Source organism: Butyrivibrio sp. CB08 (assembly GCF_003625485.1).
GTDB lineage: Bacteria > Bacillota > Clostridia > Lachnospirales > Lachnospiraceae > Butyrivibrio.
On the sequence record NZ_RAIR01000011.1, the window covers coordinates 1 to 15,752 of the forward strand.

The following is a 15,752-nucleotide window of genomic DNA, read 5'->3' on the forward strand; positions in this document are numbered from 1 at the left end:
TGTAGATCATGGACGGCAAGAGGGTTACTGTAGAGAAAACACAAGCCCAGAAAAAGTGCGAGAGGCAGTACAAGTAATACACCAAGAGGCGACGCTTAAAGCAGTTTTAGACGGTACGGCAAAGCTGTAATAAGCGACGCGTAACTAACAAACGACAGTTAAAAGCCCAGTATAACAGCCTATACCGTTTCAATCGAAGAGGCTGCTAAGGCTGGTAAGTTCTGATATCCCTTTATTTCAGGATGAATAATAAAAGCTTCGGACTTTTGGTCCGAAGCTTTTTTTAATGTTTATGTTTTATCTTCTCTTATCAGGATACTGTTCGTAGAACTTATCCTTATCCTTGTACATTGCCTCGTCAGCATATCTCATGGCAAGACGCAGGTTTCCGGAATCCTCATCGTGATAATAGCCGATAGCGAAGTATAACCAGTCAGGATCGCAGGCTTTTTCTCTTAGAAGCTTAATCTTTTCCTCGAATTCGAACTTAGGGCTAAAGGAGATGATAGTAAATTCATCGCCGCCAGCTCTAAATATCTTGTCGTCCTTAAATACTTCCTTTAAGACATCTGCAGCATATACAAGGAGCTTGTCGCCCTTGTCGTGTCCGCCGTTATCATTAATGGTCTTAAGGCCGTTAAGATCGCAGAAGGCTACGGTAAATGGCTTAGGATTAAACTCAAGCTTAAGAGAGAGCTCATCTACATTGATGTTCATGCAGTTACGGTTATATACGCCGGTGAGCATATCGACGTTGCTGAGGTACTCAAGTCTTTCAAGGAAGAAATGGTTAGCAACTTCAGCGGTAAGGAAGAAGGAGACAAGCTCCAAAGTCTCTTTTACCCTTCCAATAAGACTGATGTCGAAATTGGTGATGTAGAGGTATCCAAGAATCTCTCTGCGGTGGATAAATGGAACAAGTACCAGGGTCTCAACATTGTTTTCTCTGAGAGTCTTAACCCATTCAGGAGCCTTGGTCTCAATAAATGCCATATCGTGCTCATCTTTAATGATGATGATATTAGTCTCTGCAAGGACAGTTTCCCAGCTCTCAATGATCTCATAAGGGAACTTGGAGAAAATCTCCTTGATATCCAACTCGTTGTTCCTGACATCACTTGTCATTACGTTAAAGGTCCTGAAGTCCTTATCGATGGTCAGGATACTGCATGCATAGCCATCGGTAAATTCCCTGAGGTCTTCTGTAACCTTCTGCATACTTGGCTCAAAATCATTATCATTTCTAAGCTCAAGACAGGTCTTAATGACAAAGCTTGCGATATCTGGTGAAACGGTAGCAAACTTACCGGTATCCATTTCTTTGTTGAGAGTGTACATGAAAGAGCAGTAGCGGATATTTGGATCATCTGTTTCTCCGTTTATTGGATTGATGATATCCTGAGTCCAGAAGCCATAAAGCTTGGTGGTATCTACATAGGTATTGATGTATTCGCCTTCCCATGCAGCTTTAAAGAGTATGTTCTCAAAATTAGGTTCCTTTGGAAGATGGGCAGTATAGAGCTGACCTTCGATGGTTTTTGCAAAGTCATCCATTCCTGGTTTGTCCCCGACTTCGTCAGAGGCAAACATGGCATAATAGTCCTTTACAAAAACTTCGTTGACCGCAAAGAACCTTATGTCGCCGCAGCTTCCGTCAGGTTCTTTTTTTACTGACATAATAGCGCAGGCGATGGGAGAGAGATTAGATACATTCTTTAAATACTCGTACGTAAGTTTTTCCATACTTTTTCACCATTTTATTTCACAATATCCGGGTTGCTGTAATAGAACTCTTCCTTGAATTCGTTTTCATATTTATAAGCAAAGCGCATTGCACTATGAAGTTCGCCATCACTGGAATCGGTGTAATAACCTATGGTGAAGTACAACCACTCAGGATCACTGGCTTTTTCCTTTAGAAGATTTATCTTGTTCTTGAACTCTTCCTCAGTACATCCTGTTGAGATAATTGCAAATTCATCTCCGGCGGAGCGATATACGTAATCGTCTTCAAAAACTTCCTTTAAGACCTTACCAGCGTCCCTTAGAAGGTCGTTTCCTGCATCGTGACCCTTATTGATGTTTACTGTCTTTAAGGTATTGAGATAGCAGAAGGCTACGCTAAATGGCCTTGGGTTATACCTGAGTTCAACAGCCAGCTCATCAACCTTGGTGTTCATGGCGTTTCTGTTGAGAACGCCGGTGCGGACATCCACGTTGCTAAGAGCACGGAGCTTGTCTATAAACAGGTGGTGAGCTACTTCTGAAGACAGGAAGAAGGAAACCAGCTGAATGGTGTCCTTATATCTTGTCAGGTTGCTTACATCAAAGTTTGTTATATACAGATATCCGATAACAGTGTTCTGATGTATGAAGGGGACAAGGCAAAGAGAGCGCACGTCATTTTCCCTAAGAGTCTTAACCCATGCAGGAGCCTTGGTCTCCAGATACTTCATATCATCTTCGTTTCTTACGATGACACAGTCAGTATCGGAAATGACAGATTCCCAGGACTCAACAACTTCATAAGGAATCTTGTCAAAGATATCTCTTACGTCAACTGCATTGTTTCTAACGCTTCCGCTTACTACCTCGAAGGTATCGAAGTCTTTACTGATGGTCATGATACTTGCAGCAAAAGAGTCTGTGAACTCCCTGATATCTGTGGTAACAATGGCCATGCTGGAGTAGAAATCTTCTTCTTTCCTGAGGTTAATGCAGGTTCTGATAACAAAACTTGCAATATCAGGTGAAATGATGGAGTATTTGCCTGAATCCATTAGCTTGGTAAGGCTGTAGGTATACTGGCAATAACCGATATTGCTGTCTTCGTCGTGGAAGAGAGGAATAAAGGAGTTCTCAGTCCAGAACCCGTAGAGCCTTGTGGTATCAACATAGTCATGATGAGGTTTTCCCTGCCATGCTGCAAGGAAAGCTATCTCCTCAAACTTAGGATCCTTTGGAATCTTGAAGGTATAGGGCTGTCCCTCAACGTCTTCCCCAGTCATGCTGAAAGCTTTATTGGTGGCCACCATAATTATTTCGCCGCAGCTGCCATCCTGCTTTTTTTCAACAGAAAAAACAGCACATGGCATGTCTACCATATTTACCATAGACTTGAACTGCTCATAGTTTTTATCAGCCATTAGTTCCTCCACACAATACGACATGTCGATAATATTTATACTATTATATATTATCATATAAACCCCGTATTACGGTAGGAAAGAACTCCACATTTTTATGAAAAGAAAATAAAATATTTCTGCTATTTCAAACTTTTAAAGGAGCCGGGAATTGGGTATAATACATGTAATGGCAGACGCTATCTGCGTCCTTGCTATACTTGGGGAAAAGGAGGAACGTGTATGGGAATCTCTGAAAGCCTTATTTGGCTTATTATCACCGTTGTTTTATCTGTAATTGAGATTTTCACCATGGGACTTGTGACCATATGGTTTGCGGCTGGAGCGGCAGTGGCTTTTGTGCTTGCTCTTCTTGGTGCGCCTTTAGTTGTTCAGGCGGTAGCATTTCTTGTGGTTTCAATTGTGGTATTGGTGCTGGTAAGACCGATAGCGGCCAAACACTTCAACAACAGGCTCAAAAAAACCAATATTGACGCCTATGTTGGGAGAAAGCTCATAGCCAAGACTGATATTGACAATCTTCATGGAGCAGGTAAAGTAGATATGGACGGTTCCACCTGGATTGCGGTTTCCAGCATGGATAACATTATTATCAGGGCTGGAGAAACAGTTAAGGTAGTAGATGTTCAAGGAGTAAAACTTATTGTTGAAAGGGAGGAAGTATAAATGACAGCAGGAATTATTGCAGCAATCTTTATTATTTTGGTTATTATCTTACTGGCTTCTAACATCAAGATCGTGCCACAGGCACATTCTTACGTTATCGAGGAGCTGGGAGCATATAAGGAGACATGGGATGTTGGACTTCATTTCAAGATTCCATTCATCGACAGAGTAGCAAGACAGGTTGATCTTAAGGAACAGTATTGTGATTTCCCACCTCAGCCTGTTATCACACAGGACAACGTTACAATGCAGATTGACTCAATCGTATTCTTCAGAATTTCTGATCCTAAGGCTTATGCATACGGAGTTAGAAATCCTATTGGAGCTATTGAGAACCTGACGGCTACAACACTTCGTAACGTTATTGGTTCACTTACACTTGATGAGACTCTTACATCAAGAGACCAGATCAACGCACAGATGCAGGACGCTCTTGATATTGCTACAGACCCATGGGGCATCAAGATCACCAGAGTAGAGCTTAAGAACATCAACCCTCCAGAGCAGATCCGTGACGCCATGGAGAAGCAGATGAAGGCTGAGCGTGAAAAGAGAGAGAAGATCCTCTTTGCAGAAGGTGAGAAGCAGAGCCAGATCACTGTTGCAGAAGGTGAGAAGCAGAGTAAGATCCTTCAGGCTGAGGCTGACAAGCAGGCTACAATCCTTCGCGCTGAAGCTGAGAGGGAAAAGAGAATTCGCGAGGCTGAAGGTCAGGCTGAAGCTATCAAGAGCATTCAGAAGGCTAACGCTGAAGGTATCACAATGCTCAAAGAGGCTGGAGCTGACGAGTCAGTTCTCACACTTAAGAGCCTGGAGGCCTTTGAGAAGGCATCAAACGGACAGGCTACCAAGATCATCGTTCCTTCAAACATTCAGGGAATCGCAGGCCTTGCAGAGTCTATCAAGGAAGTAGTTAAGTCATAACAAGGAGCCTTTCTATGGCGGATTTTGCAGTTTTTTCAGACATACATGGCAACCATAGCGCCCTACAGGCAGCTATCGACTTTGCCATGGGAAGAGGAATAACCAACTTCATCCTTTTGGGAGATTATGTCACAGACTGCCCAAATCCTCAGAAGACCTTGGAAAAGATATATGTGCTAAGGCAATACTTTAACACCTATATCATCAGGGGAAACAGGGAAGAATACCTTTTAAACTACAAAAATAGTGGAGCGGGGAACTGGAGAAAGGGGTCTGCCAGCGGGTCACTTCTGTATACCTACGAGAACTTAACCGGCAAAGACTTCGACTTCTTTGAATCCCTTCCCAATTATGGTATATACCAGATCAAGGGCTTTCCTGGTTTTGAGTATTGCCACGGATCGCCCACTAACACCAGCGAGCTTATGTTCAGGGAGAAAAGAAATACCAAGAAGGTGTTATCTCATCTCAAAACGGGAATGCTTCTCCACGGTCATAACCACGTACAGGAAACCTACATCTACAGAGGTAAAAAGGGTGTAAACCCGGGATCTATTGGAATTCCCTGGTACCATGATGGCAAGACGCAGTTCTGCATAGTACATGGCAGTAGCAAGGGCTGGGAAGAAGAATACATTCAGCTTGAGTACAACAGAAAAGAGATCCTTAGGGAATTCAAGGAATCAGATCTTTGTAAGATCGCTCCTGCCTGGGCTGCAGTTACCATGCATACCATAAGGACAGGTGTTGACTTAAACCAGACAGTGCTCCTTAGGGCTATGAGACTCTGTGAACAGGAGAGAGGAAGCGTTAAGTGGCCTAACATTCCTGAGAAGTACTGGGCTATTGCCCTTAAGGAAAACCATATTGATCTTTACGGAAAGGATATTCCGGTAGAAGAAGAGTGATTTTTTAAGCCCCAGATCATTGTATCTGGGGCTTTTTGATATTTATGTTTTTTTAATTATTTGTTTATTGCATTTTCTGTCAGTTTTTTGCATAATTTAGGTACGAAACTATGCGTATTTTTGCCATTACATGGATGTTTTGGCGTCTGCTACCAGCAGACAGGTATCAAGGAGGTGACGCTAAGTGAGTACAGACTTTTTTAGCAGTTTAAACGGAAAGTTTGATCTTAACAGCAGCATGAGCAATCTCTATGGTGATTACAACACCATTAAGAGTGGTGCTTACAGCACACTTATGAAATCATATGTGGGCAAGGTAGGAAACAAGGCAGCCCTTAACGCCTACCGCGAAACAGGATCAACAACAACTGGTGAAACTGCCTATACTACAAAAAAGAGTTCTGCATCCAAGTCAAACTTTTTGGATAATTATTTTTCTGAAAAGACAGAGAGCCAGAAGAAAGCATCAAGTGATTCTGCGGCTTCTGCTACAACAGAAACTACTACGGATAAGTATTCCAAGTATAAATCCTCATGGCTTGACGATCAGCTCAAGCAGTATGACAAGGATGCCAACAAGACTACTGCAGCAGATACATCTGTTTCAGTGGACACGACAATTTAATTACGGTCATGATGATAAAACCCGTACTTTGCAGGAGATTACCTGCAGGGTACGGGCTTTTTTGTTGTCGGTTTAGTGTACTCTTTTCTGATATAATTATGTGTATATAAGAAAAAAGGAGACTAACACCATGAGTAGAAAAAGAGGTTACGAGCTGCTAATCCTGATAACTTATATTGCAATGAGCGCAGTGTGTATTTATCTGCAGTTCTTTTCAAAGAGCCAGGCTGGCGGCTTATCCAATCTTATCGTCAACGTGACTATGCTGGTTATCGCCGGTATCATCTTTGCGTCCTGCGTATTTGGAAGCCTTCTTCCAACATCGTCTATGACTGCTGACCTTATAGAAGTGGCAGAGAGGATAGAGGATGATGCAAAAAATGCCCATGACTTTTTGTGGGATCAGTATCTGAAGAACAAGGATGATATGTTCGAGGATAAGAGGCTTCTTAGGCAGTTTAAGGATTACAAGCTGGAACTTCAGCGGATCTCCGGAAGCGGCGATGTATATTACAAGTGTGATATAGAGGATTACATTGGCTATGATCTTATAGACGCGGTGATCCACAGGGAGAGACTCTCTCAGGTTGCAGGAGTCATGACAGGACTTGGAATTCTTGGAACCTTTATTGGTCTGTCCCTTGGACTTCAGAGCTTTAATACCGGAACTACAGCAGAGATAACAGGAAGTATAGAGCCTCTTATGAATGGTATCAAGGTTGCGTTCCACACTTCTATCTATGGAATGGTGTTTTCTTTAGTATTTAACTATGTATTCAAAAGAAGGCTCGACGATGCTGAAAATGCACTGGAGTACTTCCTTAGGAACTTCAAAAAATACGTTCTTCCTGACACTGACAAGCTTGGTATCAACAAGATGATGGAGCTTCAGGTTCAGCAGACAAAGGCTGTTACTGATCTTACAAATGCTCTTACCCATGAGCTTCCAGAGGGACTGAAAACCTTTTTGGAGCCACAGTTTGATCACCTGGATAGCACCATTGACAGCTTTTCAAGGATGGCAACAAGGAATCAGATGGATCAGCTGGAGCGTGTGGTTGAGAACTTCATTGTTGAAATGAACAGGACCATGGGCAATTCCTTCTCTGATCTTTCCAAGATCGTTAACCAGACTATGTACGTTCAGGAAGCCAATGAGAAGCAGCTGAAGGAAATCTATGAAAAGAATGCTGTAGCAGCTGACGGAATGGTCAAAGCTGTTAATGAAATGGAGAATGTGACACAGCAGCTTAAAGAGGTTTCAGAAACTGTTTCAAAGTATGTCAAAGAGGTCAGGACACTGGAAGCACAGATAGCTTCTTATGGCAACAAGTGACATTTTGTTAGAGGGAAGGATTGATCCTAAGCAATGAGACGTAAAAGACAAAGAAGTGAAGAAACTACATACTGGCTTTCATATTCCGATATGATGGCGGGGCTCCTTTTGACATTTGTGCTCATAATAGCTTTCACCATGCTCCACGCCAGGATTGATTACGATGAAAAAGAGCTGGTTCTGGCCGGCAAGGAAGAGGAGCTTGTGGCATCTGCTGCAGCCCTTGATAAGGAGAGGGAGATAGTATCCAATCAGCAAAAACAGCTTAATGCCCAGGAAGAAGCTCTTACCGAGCAGGGAGAAAAGATTGCCATCCAGGAAGAGACCCTTAAGGAGCAGCATGAACTCCTTAATAAACTTGAGGCAGTCATGAGCGAACAGCAGCAAAAGCTTGATGACCTTATTGGAATCAGAAAAGAACTGGTAAAAGACCTTTCCAAGGAGTTTGGAGACTCTGACCTTAAGGTGTCAGTGGATGAGAAGACCGGGGCTATCACCTTTGATTCCAGTATTCTCTTTGATTATGGAAAGGCTGTGATAAAGCCTACAGGAGAGGAGTTTTTGTCTGAGTTTTTGCCAAGATATGCTGATATACTACTTAGCCCAAAGTACAAAGACAATATTTCAGAGATAATTATCGAGGGACATACAGATACTGAGGGAACATATATGTATAACCTTCAGCTTTCACAGAAAAGAGCTTTGGCAGTTGCGGAGTACAGCCTTAGCGATAAAAGCGGAGTCCTTACAAAGAGTCAGCTGGAAGGCATGCGCTCTATGATCTCTGCCACAGGACGCTCCTACAGTAACCCTGTCTATGGCCCTGATGGAAAGATTGATATGGATGCATCAAGACGAGTTGAGATCCTCTTCAGGCTCAAGGACGAAGAGATGGTCCGCGAGATGATGGAAATACTGAGCGAAGAATCTGATACTGACGAACCTTGACACATGCTAATAGTTGAAATAGAACAGACGTGAGTATTTCGATGTATTTCAACGCTTGACTATGAACGGAAAAAGTAATAATATATGTTCTTGGAGATTAGCACTCATATCAATCGAGTGCTAACAAACAAAAGAAAACATTGGAAATACCATATATAAGGAGGCATTTATAATGAAGTTAGTACCACTTGCAGACAGAGTTGTATTAAAGCAGCTTGAAGCTGAAGAGACTACAAAATCAGGAATCGTTCTTCCTGGCGCTGAGAAGGAGAAGCCACAGCAGGCAGAGGTTATCGCCGTAGGTCCTGGCGGAGTTGTAGATGGCAAAGAAGTAAAGATGGAAGTTAAGAAGGGCGACAACGTAATCTATTCCAAGTACTCAGGAACAGAGGTTAAGCTTGACGACGTAACTTACATCATTGTTAAGCAGAATGACATTTTAGCAATCATTAAATAATTATTTTTTTGGAGGCAATAAACAATGGCAAAGACAATTAAGTACGGCGCTGACGCCCGCACAGCTATGGTAGAAGGCGTTAACAAACTTGCTGATACAGTAAGAGTTACAATCGGACCAAAAGGAAGAAACGTAGTTCTTGATAAATCTTATGGTGCACCAACAATCACTAACGACGGTGTAACAATCGCAAAAGAGATCGAGCTTGAGGATGCATATGAGAACATGGGCGCTCAGCTCGTTAAGGAAGTTGCTACCAAGACTAACGACGTAGCAGGTGATGGAACAACAACAGCTACAGTTCTTGCACAGGCAATGATCAACGAAGGTGTTAAGAACCTTGCTGCAGGCGCTAACCCAATCGTTCTTAGAAAGGGTATGAAGAAGGCTACAGATAAGGCTGTTGAAGCTATCGGCAAGATGGCAACCAAGGTTAAGGGCAAAGAGCAGATCATGAGAGTTGCTGCTGTATCATCAGGTGATGATGAGGTTGGACAGATGATCGCTGACGCTATGGAGAAGGTTTCAAACGATGGTGTTATCACAATCGAAGAGTCCAAGACAATGCAGACAGAGCTTGACCTTGTAGAAGGAATGCAGTTCGACAGAGGATATATTTCAGCATACATGGCTACAGATATGGACAAGATGGAGGCTACTTTAGAGGATCCATTCATCCTTATCACAGACAAGAAGATCTCAAACATCCAGGATATCCTTCCACTTCTTGAGCAGATCGTTAAGACAGGTTCTAAGCTCCTTATCATCGCTGAGGATGTTGATGGTGAGGCTCTTACAACACTTATCGTTAACAAGCTCCGTGGAACATTCAACGTAGTAGCTGTTAAGGCTCCTGGCTACGGCGATCGCAGAAAGGCTATGCTTGAGGATATCGCAATCCTTACAGGTGGTAAGGTTATTTCTTCAGATCTTGGCCTTGAGCTTAAGGATACAACAATGGATGACCTTGGAAGAGCTAAGAGCATCAAGGTTGAGAAGGAAAAGACAACAATCGTTGATGGCCTTGGAGTTAAGAAAGAGATCCAGGCTAGAATCGCTCAGATCAAGAAGCAGATCGAGGATACAACATCAGATTTCGATAAAGAGAAGCTCCAGGAGAGACTTGCTAAGCTCGCTGGCGGTGTTGCAGTAATCAGAGTTGGTGCTGCTACAGAGACAGAGATGAAGGAAGCTAAGTACAGAATGGAAGACGCTCTCAACGCTACAAGAGCAGCTGTAGAAGAGGGTATCATCTTTGGTGGTGGATCAGCTTACATCCACGCTTCCAAGGAAGTTGCTAAGCTCGCTGACACACTTGAAGGCGATGAGAAGACAGGTGCTAAGGTAGTTCTTAAGGCTCTTGAGGCTCCTCTTTTCCACATCGCTAACAATGCTGGTCTTGACGGATCTGTTATCGTTAACAAGGTAAAAGAGTCTAAGGCTGGTATCGGCTTTAACGCCTACTCAGAGCAGTATGTAGACATGGTTAAGGACGGAATCATCGATCCTGCCAAGGTTACACGTTCAGCTCTTCAGAACGCTACATCAGTAGCTTCAAGCTTCCTCACAACAGAGGCTGCTGTAGCTACAATCAAAGAGCCAGTTCCTCCAATGCCAGCAGGCGGCGCAGGAATGGGTATGGGGATGTAAGCGATAAAAGAGCCAAGCTCATCAAATGCATAAAAACCGCATAGCGGTGACAATAGAGAAAACCACGGAAGCAAGTTTACTTGCTATTCCGTGGTTTTTCTATTGGCAAATGTGCGATAGCACATTTTTATGCAGTTGATGAATTTGGCGTTAACGGTGGACAGGGAAATTGCGCAGCAATTTCGCTGTATGTTCTGATTCAACACAGCCCAACGCACGACCACTTCCGGTGCCAACCAATTAGAATTAATCATTTCTTTATAAACACAGTACCTTTCCCGTTGTAAAATAGTACATGTGTTATGATAAACAAAAGAGGAGAGTATGAAAAATGAAAAACAGAAAACTAATCAGTGCACTTCTTGCACTTACCCTTTCAACCTTAACCATCACCGCTTGCGGTCAGTCTGATTCCGAATCAACTTCCGTCTTCGAGAACGTATCCGATTCAGAATCCACCCAAACAACCAACACCACTTCAAACAGCGACTCAGCAGATGCTTCTACAGAATCCCCTGCATCTGAATCTACTCCAGCCACCGGCGACCTCTACGAGTCCTTTAAGTCCGGAGATGCTAAGGCTAAATACACCGGAAACGGCGACAGAACTTCTTACCTTTGCACCTACGAAGTTCTTGACGCAGGCCAGTCCTACACCTTATCCGAGATCAGCGACAAACTCGCAACCTACGATACCTTTGAGTTTAAGCCAAACGGCGATGCTACCTACAGAAACATTGATTGTGGTAACGATGGAACTCCAGAGCTACTTGTTTCCCAGGAATACACAGCTGGTGAAATGGGCGGAGAGGTATTCACTCTTTTCATGATCCTTAAGGACATGGGCGGAGAGCTCAAGATCTGCTTCGACCAGGATATGTGGTCAAGAAGCGACCTTACTATCAACGACGACGGAACTATCTATGGCGATGGCTCAGGCGGAGCAGCACTTCACATCTACGATTATGCTTATGTTGATGCTGCCGGAGACTATCATTTCTACTATGGCTGCGAGGAGAACATCACTCCTTTTGGAGATTTCTACTATTTCCAGGATGGCCAGAGCAAGTCAATGTCTCTTGAAGGCCTTGATACTGACCACCTTATCATTGTTGCATACTACTTTGAGCCAGATTATGAGAAGCGCTCGGATTTTGTATCCTTCAATATTATTGATGATAATTACAATTTAGTAACTACAGAATCGGATTTTGATGCTTCAAGTCCAGTAGTAAAGCGCATTTCCGAATCGGGGATCAAGTTTTATCAGCCACTTGAACTGGCCGTTATGTTAAGGGACAGGGCTACAGAGATCGGATATCCCGTTAACGCAGATTAATTGACTAAATCACTTTAATTTAAAGCAATTATATAGTATGATAAAAGCGCTCGAATTAGATAACAAAAAGGGGGTAGCATGAGACATCTCATGCCACTCCTTTTCGCTTGTATATTAGATTGTTTTTTGTTGGAGGATGATCATTTGAATTTAGATCAGCAGAAAAGAGCCCCCATCTATGATGCACTGGAACGCTTCAGGAAGCAGCGCGTTGTTCCCTTTGATGTTCCTGGTCACAAGAGGGGCAGAGGTAACGCAGAGCTCGTAAGATTCCTTGGAGACAGATGCGTTGGTATAGATGTCAATTCAATGAAACCCTTAGATAACCTGTGCCACCCTGTGTCAGTTATCAAGGAAGCAGAAGAGCTCATGGCAGATGCCTTTGGTGCAGCCCACGCCTTTATGATGGTCAATGGTACCACCAGTGCAGTTCAGGCCATGGTTCTATCAACTGTCAAGCACGGCGACAAGATCATCATGCCAAGGAACGTTCACAAGAGTGCCATCAATGCCCTTATCCTGTGCGGAGCTGAACCTGTATATATCGATCCCAAGGTAGATGTAAATCTTGGTATTCCTCTTGGAATGGAGATCGAGGACGTTGAGAAGGCAGTAAGGGACAACCCGGAGGCCAAGGCGATCCTTATCAACAATCCTTCCTACTATGGAATCTGTTCAAACCTTAAAGCGATAGTTGACCTTGCCCATAAAAATGGCATGAAGGCTCTGGTAGATGAGGCCCATGGAACGCATCTTTACTTTGGACCAAATCTTCCCATAAACGCCATGGAAGCCGGAGCAGATATGGCTGCTATCAGCATGCACAAGTCAGGTGGAAGTTTAACCCAGAGTTCGATCCTTCTGTGCGGACCAGATGCAAACGTAGGCTACATCAGCAGGATAGTTAACCTTACCCAGACCACATCAGCCAGCTATCTTCTTCTTGGAAGTCTTGATATTTCAAGACGTAACCTTGCTCTTAACGGCCATGACAGTTTTGAGAAGGTTACCAAGATGGCTCAGTATGCCAGAGAAGAGATCAATGATATAGGTGGTTACTATGCCTACGGCAATGAGCTTAAAAACGGAGGCAGCATCTACGATTTCGACGAGACCAAGCTTGTAGTAAATACCAGAAAGATCGGTCTTACTGGAATTGAGGTATATGACCTTCTTCGCGATGAATATGACATTCAGATGGAGTTTGGTGACCTTTCAAACGTTATGGCCTATATCTCCATCGGCGACAGACTTCAGGATATCGAGCGTCTTGCAGGAGCTCTCGCTGATATTCGTCGCCTTTACTCCAAGCCTGAGCAGCAGTTCTTCTCAGCTGAGTATGTCACCCCTATAGTTAAGGCTACGCCACAGGAAGCTTTCTATGCAGAAAAAGAGTCGCTTCCTATCGATAAGACTGTTGGCCGCATAAGCGCCGAGTCTGTAATGTGTTACCCACCAGGAATCCCAATCCTCTCCCCTGGAGAGATGATCACCGAGGATATTCTGGATTACATCAAAACCGCTATGGAAAAGGGATGTTCCATGCAGGGCCCGGAGAGTGAAGACATCTCGGAACTCTTAGTTTTGAAATAAAGGAGAGAAATCATGCCAGATATGGATTATTGGTTTTCGGACATGCACACCGGAAACGTTAAGATCAGCATCAGATTAGCCAAACAGCTCTTTTCCGGAACAAGTGAGTTCCAGAGAATTGACGTCTTTGATTCACCGGAGTTTGGTAAGTTCCTTACTTCTGACGGTAATATTATCTTTTCTGAAAAGGACGAGTTCACCTACGACGAGATGATCGTTCATGTTCCCATGGCAGTTCATCCCAAGGTTCAGAGGGTCCTTGTTCTTGGCGGAGGAGATGGAGGAGTAGCAAGAGAGCTTACTCACTACGAGGAGATCAAGGTAATTGACGTTGTTGAACCAGACAACATGTTTGTGGATGTGTGCAAACAGTTCTTCCCTGATAACGCTGTGGGACTTGAGGACGACAGAGTTCACATCTATTACCAGGACGGTCTTAAGTACCTTCGCAAGTGCGACGATATGTATGACCTTATCATTAACGACGTAACAGAACCCTTAGGACATGAGGCGGGGCTCTTTACAAAAGAGTTCTATGGAAGCTGCTACAAGGCGCTTCACGACGATGGAATCATGGTTTACCAGCATGGAAGCCCATTCTACGACGAGGATGAGGAGAGCTGCAGAGCCATGCACCGCAAGGCCTACAGGGTATTCCCTATAAACAGAGTCTATCAGGCTCATATTCCTACCTGCCCGGCAGGATACTGGCTCTTTGGTTTTGCCAGCAAGAAATACCACCCACTTAAGGACTTTAATCCGGATAGATGGGATGAGAGAGGAATCAAGACCTGGTATTACACAACTCATTTGCACAAGGGAGCGTTCATGCTTCCAAAATACGTTGAAGACTTGCTTCAGGAAGAGGAGGATATGTCCAGATGAGCAGATTATTAGTTATTGGATGTGGAGGAGTAGCACAGGTTGCAATCCAGAAGTGCGCTCAGAATAAAGAAGTATTTACAGAGATGTGCCTTGCAAGCCGCACAGTCAGCAAGTGCGATGCTTTAAAAGAGAAGCTTGAGGGACAGGGATATCCCGTTAAGATCACTACAGCTACAGTTAATGCAGACGATGTAAATGACCTTGTTAAGCTTATTAAGGATTACAAGCCAGACGCAGTTCTCAATGTGGCACTTCCTTATCAGGATCTTACTATCATGGATGCCTGCCTTGAGTGCAAGGTTGACTATATCGACACAGCTAACTACGAGCCAGAGGATACAGACGAGCCTGTATGGCGCGCAGCATACGAGAAGAGATGCAAGGAGAAGGGCTTTACAGCATACTTCGACTACAGCTATCAGTGGGCATACATGGACAAGTTCAAGGAGGCTGGAATCACAGGTCTTCTTGGAACAGGCTTTGACCCTGGTGTAACCAGCGTATTTACTGCTTATGCCAAGAAGCATTATTTTGACAGGATCGATACTATTGATATTCTTGACTGCAACGGCGGCGATCATGGCTACGCCTTTGCTACAAACTTTAACCCTGAGATCAATCTTCGTGAAGTTTCCGCCAATGGAAGCTACTGGGAAGACGGACACTGGGTTGAGACCAAGCCTATGGAGATTAAAAGAGAGTACGACTTCCCTGAGGTTGGCATGAAGGATATGTACCTTCTCCACCACGAGGAGATCGAGGCCCTTGGCAAGAACTTCCCTGAGGTTAAGAGAATCCGCTTCTTCATGACATTTGGCCAGTCTTATCTTGACCACATGAGATGCCTTGAGGACGTTGGAATGCTCTCAACAACTCCAATCAAGTTTGAGGGAAAAGACATTGTTCCTATCCAGTTCTTAAAGGCTCTCCTTCCAGACCCTGCAAGCCTTGGACCAAGAACCGTAGGTAAGACCAACATCGGATGTATCTTTAAGGGCGTCAAGGACGGAAAAGAGAGAACTATCTACATCTACAATGTGTGCGACCACCAGGAGTGCTATAAGGAACTCGGAAGCCAGGCAATCAGCTACACAACAGGTGTTCCAGCTATGATCGGAACAGCCCTTGTACTTACAGGCAAGTGGAAACAGCCTGGTGTTTATACTACAGATGAGTTTGATCCAGACCCATACATGGAGATGCTTAACGAGTACGGACTTCCATGGGTAGTTGATGAAGCTCCAAAGCTTGTAGATTAAGAATCAGATTTTGAGG

14 protein-coding genes are annotated in these 15,752 nt (G+C 43.9%); 12 read left to right on the forward strand and 2 right to left on the reverse strand.

The window, feature by feature from the left end; translation table 11 throughout:
- Positions 1-297: 297 nt before the first annotated feature.
- The gene (locus tag D6855_RS15255; protein WP_120742646.1) at positions 298-1,743 is read right to left on the reverse strand and encodes a GGDEF domain-containing protein; all 1,446 of its coding nucleotides are present in this window, start codon (positions 1,741-1,743) and stop codon (positions 298-300) included.
- A 14-nt stretch (positions 1,744-1,757) separates the two neighbouring features.
- Positions 1,758-3,146, reverse strand: a complete 1,389-nt coding sequence (locus D6855_RS15260; protein ID WP_158589555.1) for a sensor domain-containing diguanylate cyclase — start codon at positions 3,144-3,146, stop codon at positions 1,758-1,760.
- Positions 3,147-3,368: 222 nt separating this feature from the next.
- Here D6855_RS15260 and D6855_RS15265 point away from each other — a divergent pair, with 222 nt between their 5' ends.
- The 12 genes from D6855_RS15265 (at position 3,369) to D6855_RS15320 (ending at position 15,736) form a co-directional block, all read left to right on the forward strand.
- A complete protein-coding gene (locus D6855_RS15265) occupies positions 3,369-3,812 on the forward strand; it encodes an NfeD family protein (RefSeq protein ID WP_120742650.1) in 444 nt (147 codons plus the stop codon).
- A complete protein-coding gene (locus D6855_RS15270; RefSeq protein ID WP_120742652.1) occupies positions 3,813-4,736 on the forward strand; it encodes an SPFH domain-containing protein in 924 nt (307 codons plus the stop codon).
- 14 nt (positions 4,737-4,750) lie between these two features.
- Positions 4,751-5,644, forward strand: coding sequence for a metallophosphoesterase family protein (locus tag D6855_RS15275; protein WP_120742654.1), 894 nt, complete (start codon positions 4,751-4,753; stop codon positions 5,642-5,644).
- 184 nt (positions 5,645-5,828) lie between these two features.
- Positions 5,829-6,269, forward strand: coding sequence for a hypothetical protein (locus D6855_RS15280; protein WP_120742656.1), 441 nt, complete (start codon positions 5,829-5,831; stop codon positions 6,267-6,269).
- Positions 6,270-6,399: 130 nt separating this feature from the next.
- The gene (locus tag D6855_RS15285) at positions 6,400-7,605 is read left to right on the forward strand and encodes a MotA/TolQ/ExbB proton channel family protein (RefSeq protein WP_120742658.1); all 1,206 of its coding nucleotides are present in this window, start codon (positions 6,400-6,402) and stop codon (positions 7,603-7,605) included.
- Between the two features lie 33 nt (positions 7,606-7,638).
- Complete coding sequence (locus D6855_RS15290) at positions 7,639-8,553, forward strand: OmpA family protein (RefSeq protein ID WP_120742660.1); 915 nt, start codon at positions 7,639-7,641, stop codon at positions 8,551-8,553.
- A 172-nt stretch (positions 8,554-8,725) separates the two neighbouring features.
- On the forward strand, positions 8,726-9,010 hold the full coding sequence (locus D6855_RS15295) for a co-chaperone GroES (RefSeq protein ID WP_022766927.1): 285 nt from the start codon (positions 8,726-8,728) through the stop codon (positions 9,008-9,010).
- Positions 9,011-9,034: 24 nt separating this feature from the next.
- Positions 9,035-10,660, forward strand: a complete 1,626-nt coding sequence (groL, locus tag D6855_RS15300; RefSeq protein ID WP_120742662.1) for a chaperonin GroEL — start codon at positions 9,035-9,037, stop codon at positions 10,658-10,660.
- 331 nt (positions 10,661-10,991) lie between these two features.
- Positions 10,992-11,999 carry a hypothetical protein gene (locus tag D6855_RS15305; RefSeq protein WP_120742664.1) on the forward strand — a complete coding sequence of 336 codons (1,008 nt, stop codon included), beginning with the start codon at positions 10,992-10,994 and terminating at the stop codon, positions 11,997-11,999.
- A gap of 144 nt (positions 12,000-12,143) precedes the next feature.
- Positions 12,144-13,592 (forward strand): aminotransferase class I/II-fold pyridoxal phosphate-dependent enzyme, encoded by a 1,449-nt coding sequence (locus D6855_RS15310; protein ID WP_120742666.1) that lies wholly within the window; start codon positions 12,144-12,146, stop codon positions 13,590-13,592.
- A gap of 21 nt (positions 13,593-13,613) precedes the next feature.
- Positions 13,614-14,477, forward strand: a complete 864-nt coding sequence (gene speE, locus D6855_RS15315) for a polyamine aminopropyltransferase (RefSeq protein WP_120742740.1) — start codon at positions 13,614-13,616, stop codon at positions 14,475-14,477.
- Positions 14,474-15,736, forward strand: coding sequence for a saccharopine dehydrogenase family protein (locus tag D6855_RS15320; RefSeq protein WP_120742668.1), 1,263 nt, complete (start codon positions 14,474-14,476; stop codon positions 15,734-15,736). The genes speE and D6855_RS15320 overlap by 4 nt, the downstream gene beginning before the upstream one ends.
- Positions 15,737-15,752 lie beyond the last annotated feature (16 nt).

Bases quoted from the DNA above. Each gene is read 5' to 3' on its own strand.
- groL (WP_120742662.1), top strand. From the start codon at position 9,035: ATGGCAAAGACAATTAAGTACGGCGCTGACGCCCGCACAGCTATGGTA.
- D6855_RS15285 (WP_120742658.1), top strand. From the start codon at position 6,400: ATGAGTAGAAAAAGAGGTTACGAGCTGCTAATCCTGATAACTTATATT.
- D6855_RS15270 (WP_120742652.1), top strand. From the start codon at position 3,813: ATGACAGCAGGAATTATTGCAGCAATCTTTATTATTTTGGTTATTATC.
- speE (WP_120742740.1), top strand. From the start codon at position 13,614: ATGGATTATTGGTTTTCGGACATGCACACCGGAAACGTTAAGATCAGC.
- D6855_RS15265 (WP_120742650.1), top strand. From the start codon at position 3,369: ATGGGAATCTCTGAAAGCCTTATTTGGCTTATTATCACCGTTGTTTTA.
- D6855_RS15320 (WP_120742668.1), top strand. From the start codon at position 14,474: ATGAGCAGATTATTAGTTATTGGATGTGGAGGAGTAGCACAGGTTGCA.
- D6855_RS15305 (WP_120742664.1), top strand. From the start codon at position 10,992: ATGAAAAACAGAAAACTAATCAGTGCACTTCTTGCACTTACCCTTTCA.
- D6855_RS15260 (WP_158589555.1), bottom strand. From the start codon at position 3,146: ATGGCTGATAAAAACTATGAGCAGTTCAAGTCTATGGTAAATATGGTA.
- D6855_RS15255 (WP_120742646.1), bottom strand. From the start codon at position 1,743: ATGGAAAAACTTACGTACGAGTATTTAAAGAATGTATCTAATCTCTCT.
- D6855_RS15295 (WP_022766927.1), top strand. From the start codon at position 8,726: ATGAAGTTAGTACCACTTGCAGACAGAGTTGTATTAAAGCAGCTTGAA.
- D6855_RS15275 (WP_120742654.1), top strand. From the start codon at position 4,751: ATGGCGGATTTTGCAGTTTTTTCAGACATACATGGCAACCATAGCGCC.
- D6855_RS15290 (WP_120742660.1), top strand. From the start codon at position 7,639: ATGAGACGTAAAAGACAAAGAAGTGAAGAAACTACATACTGGCTTTCA.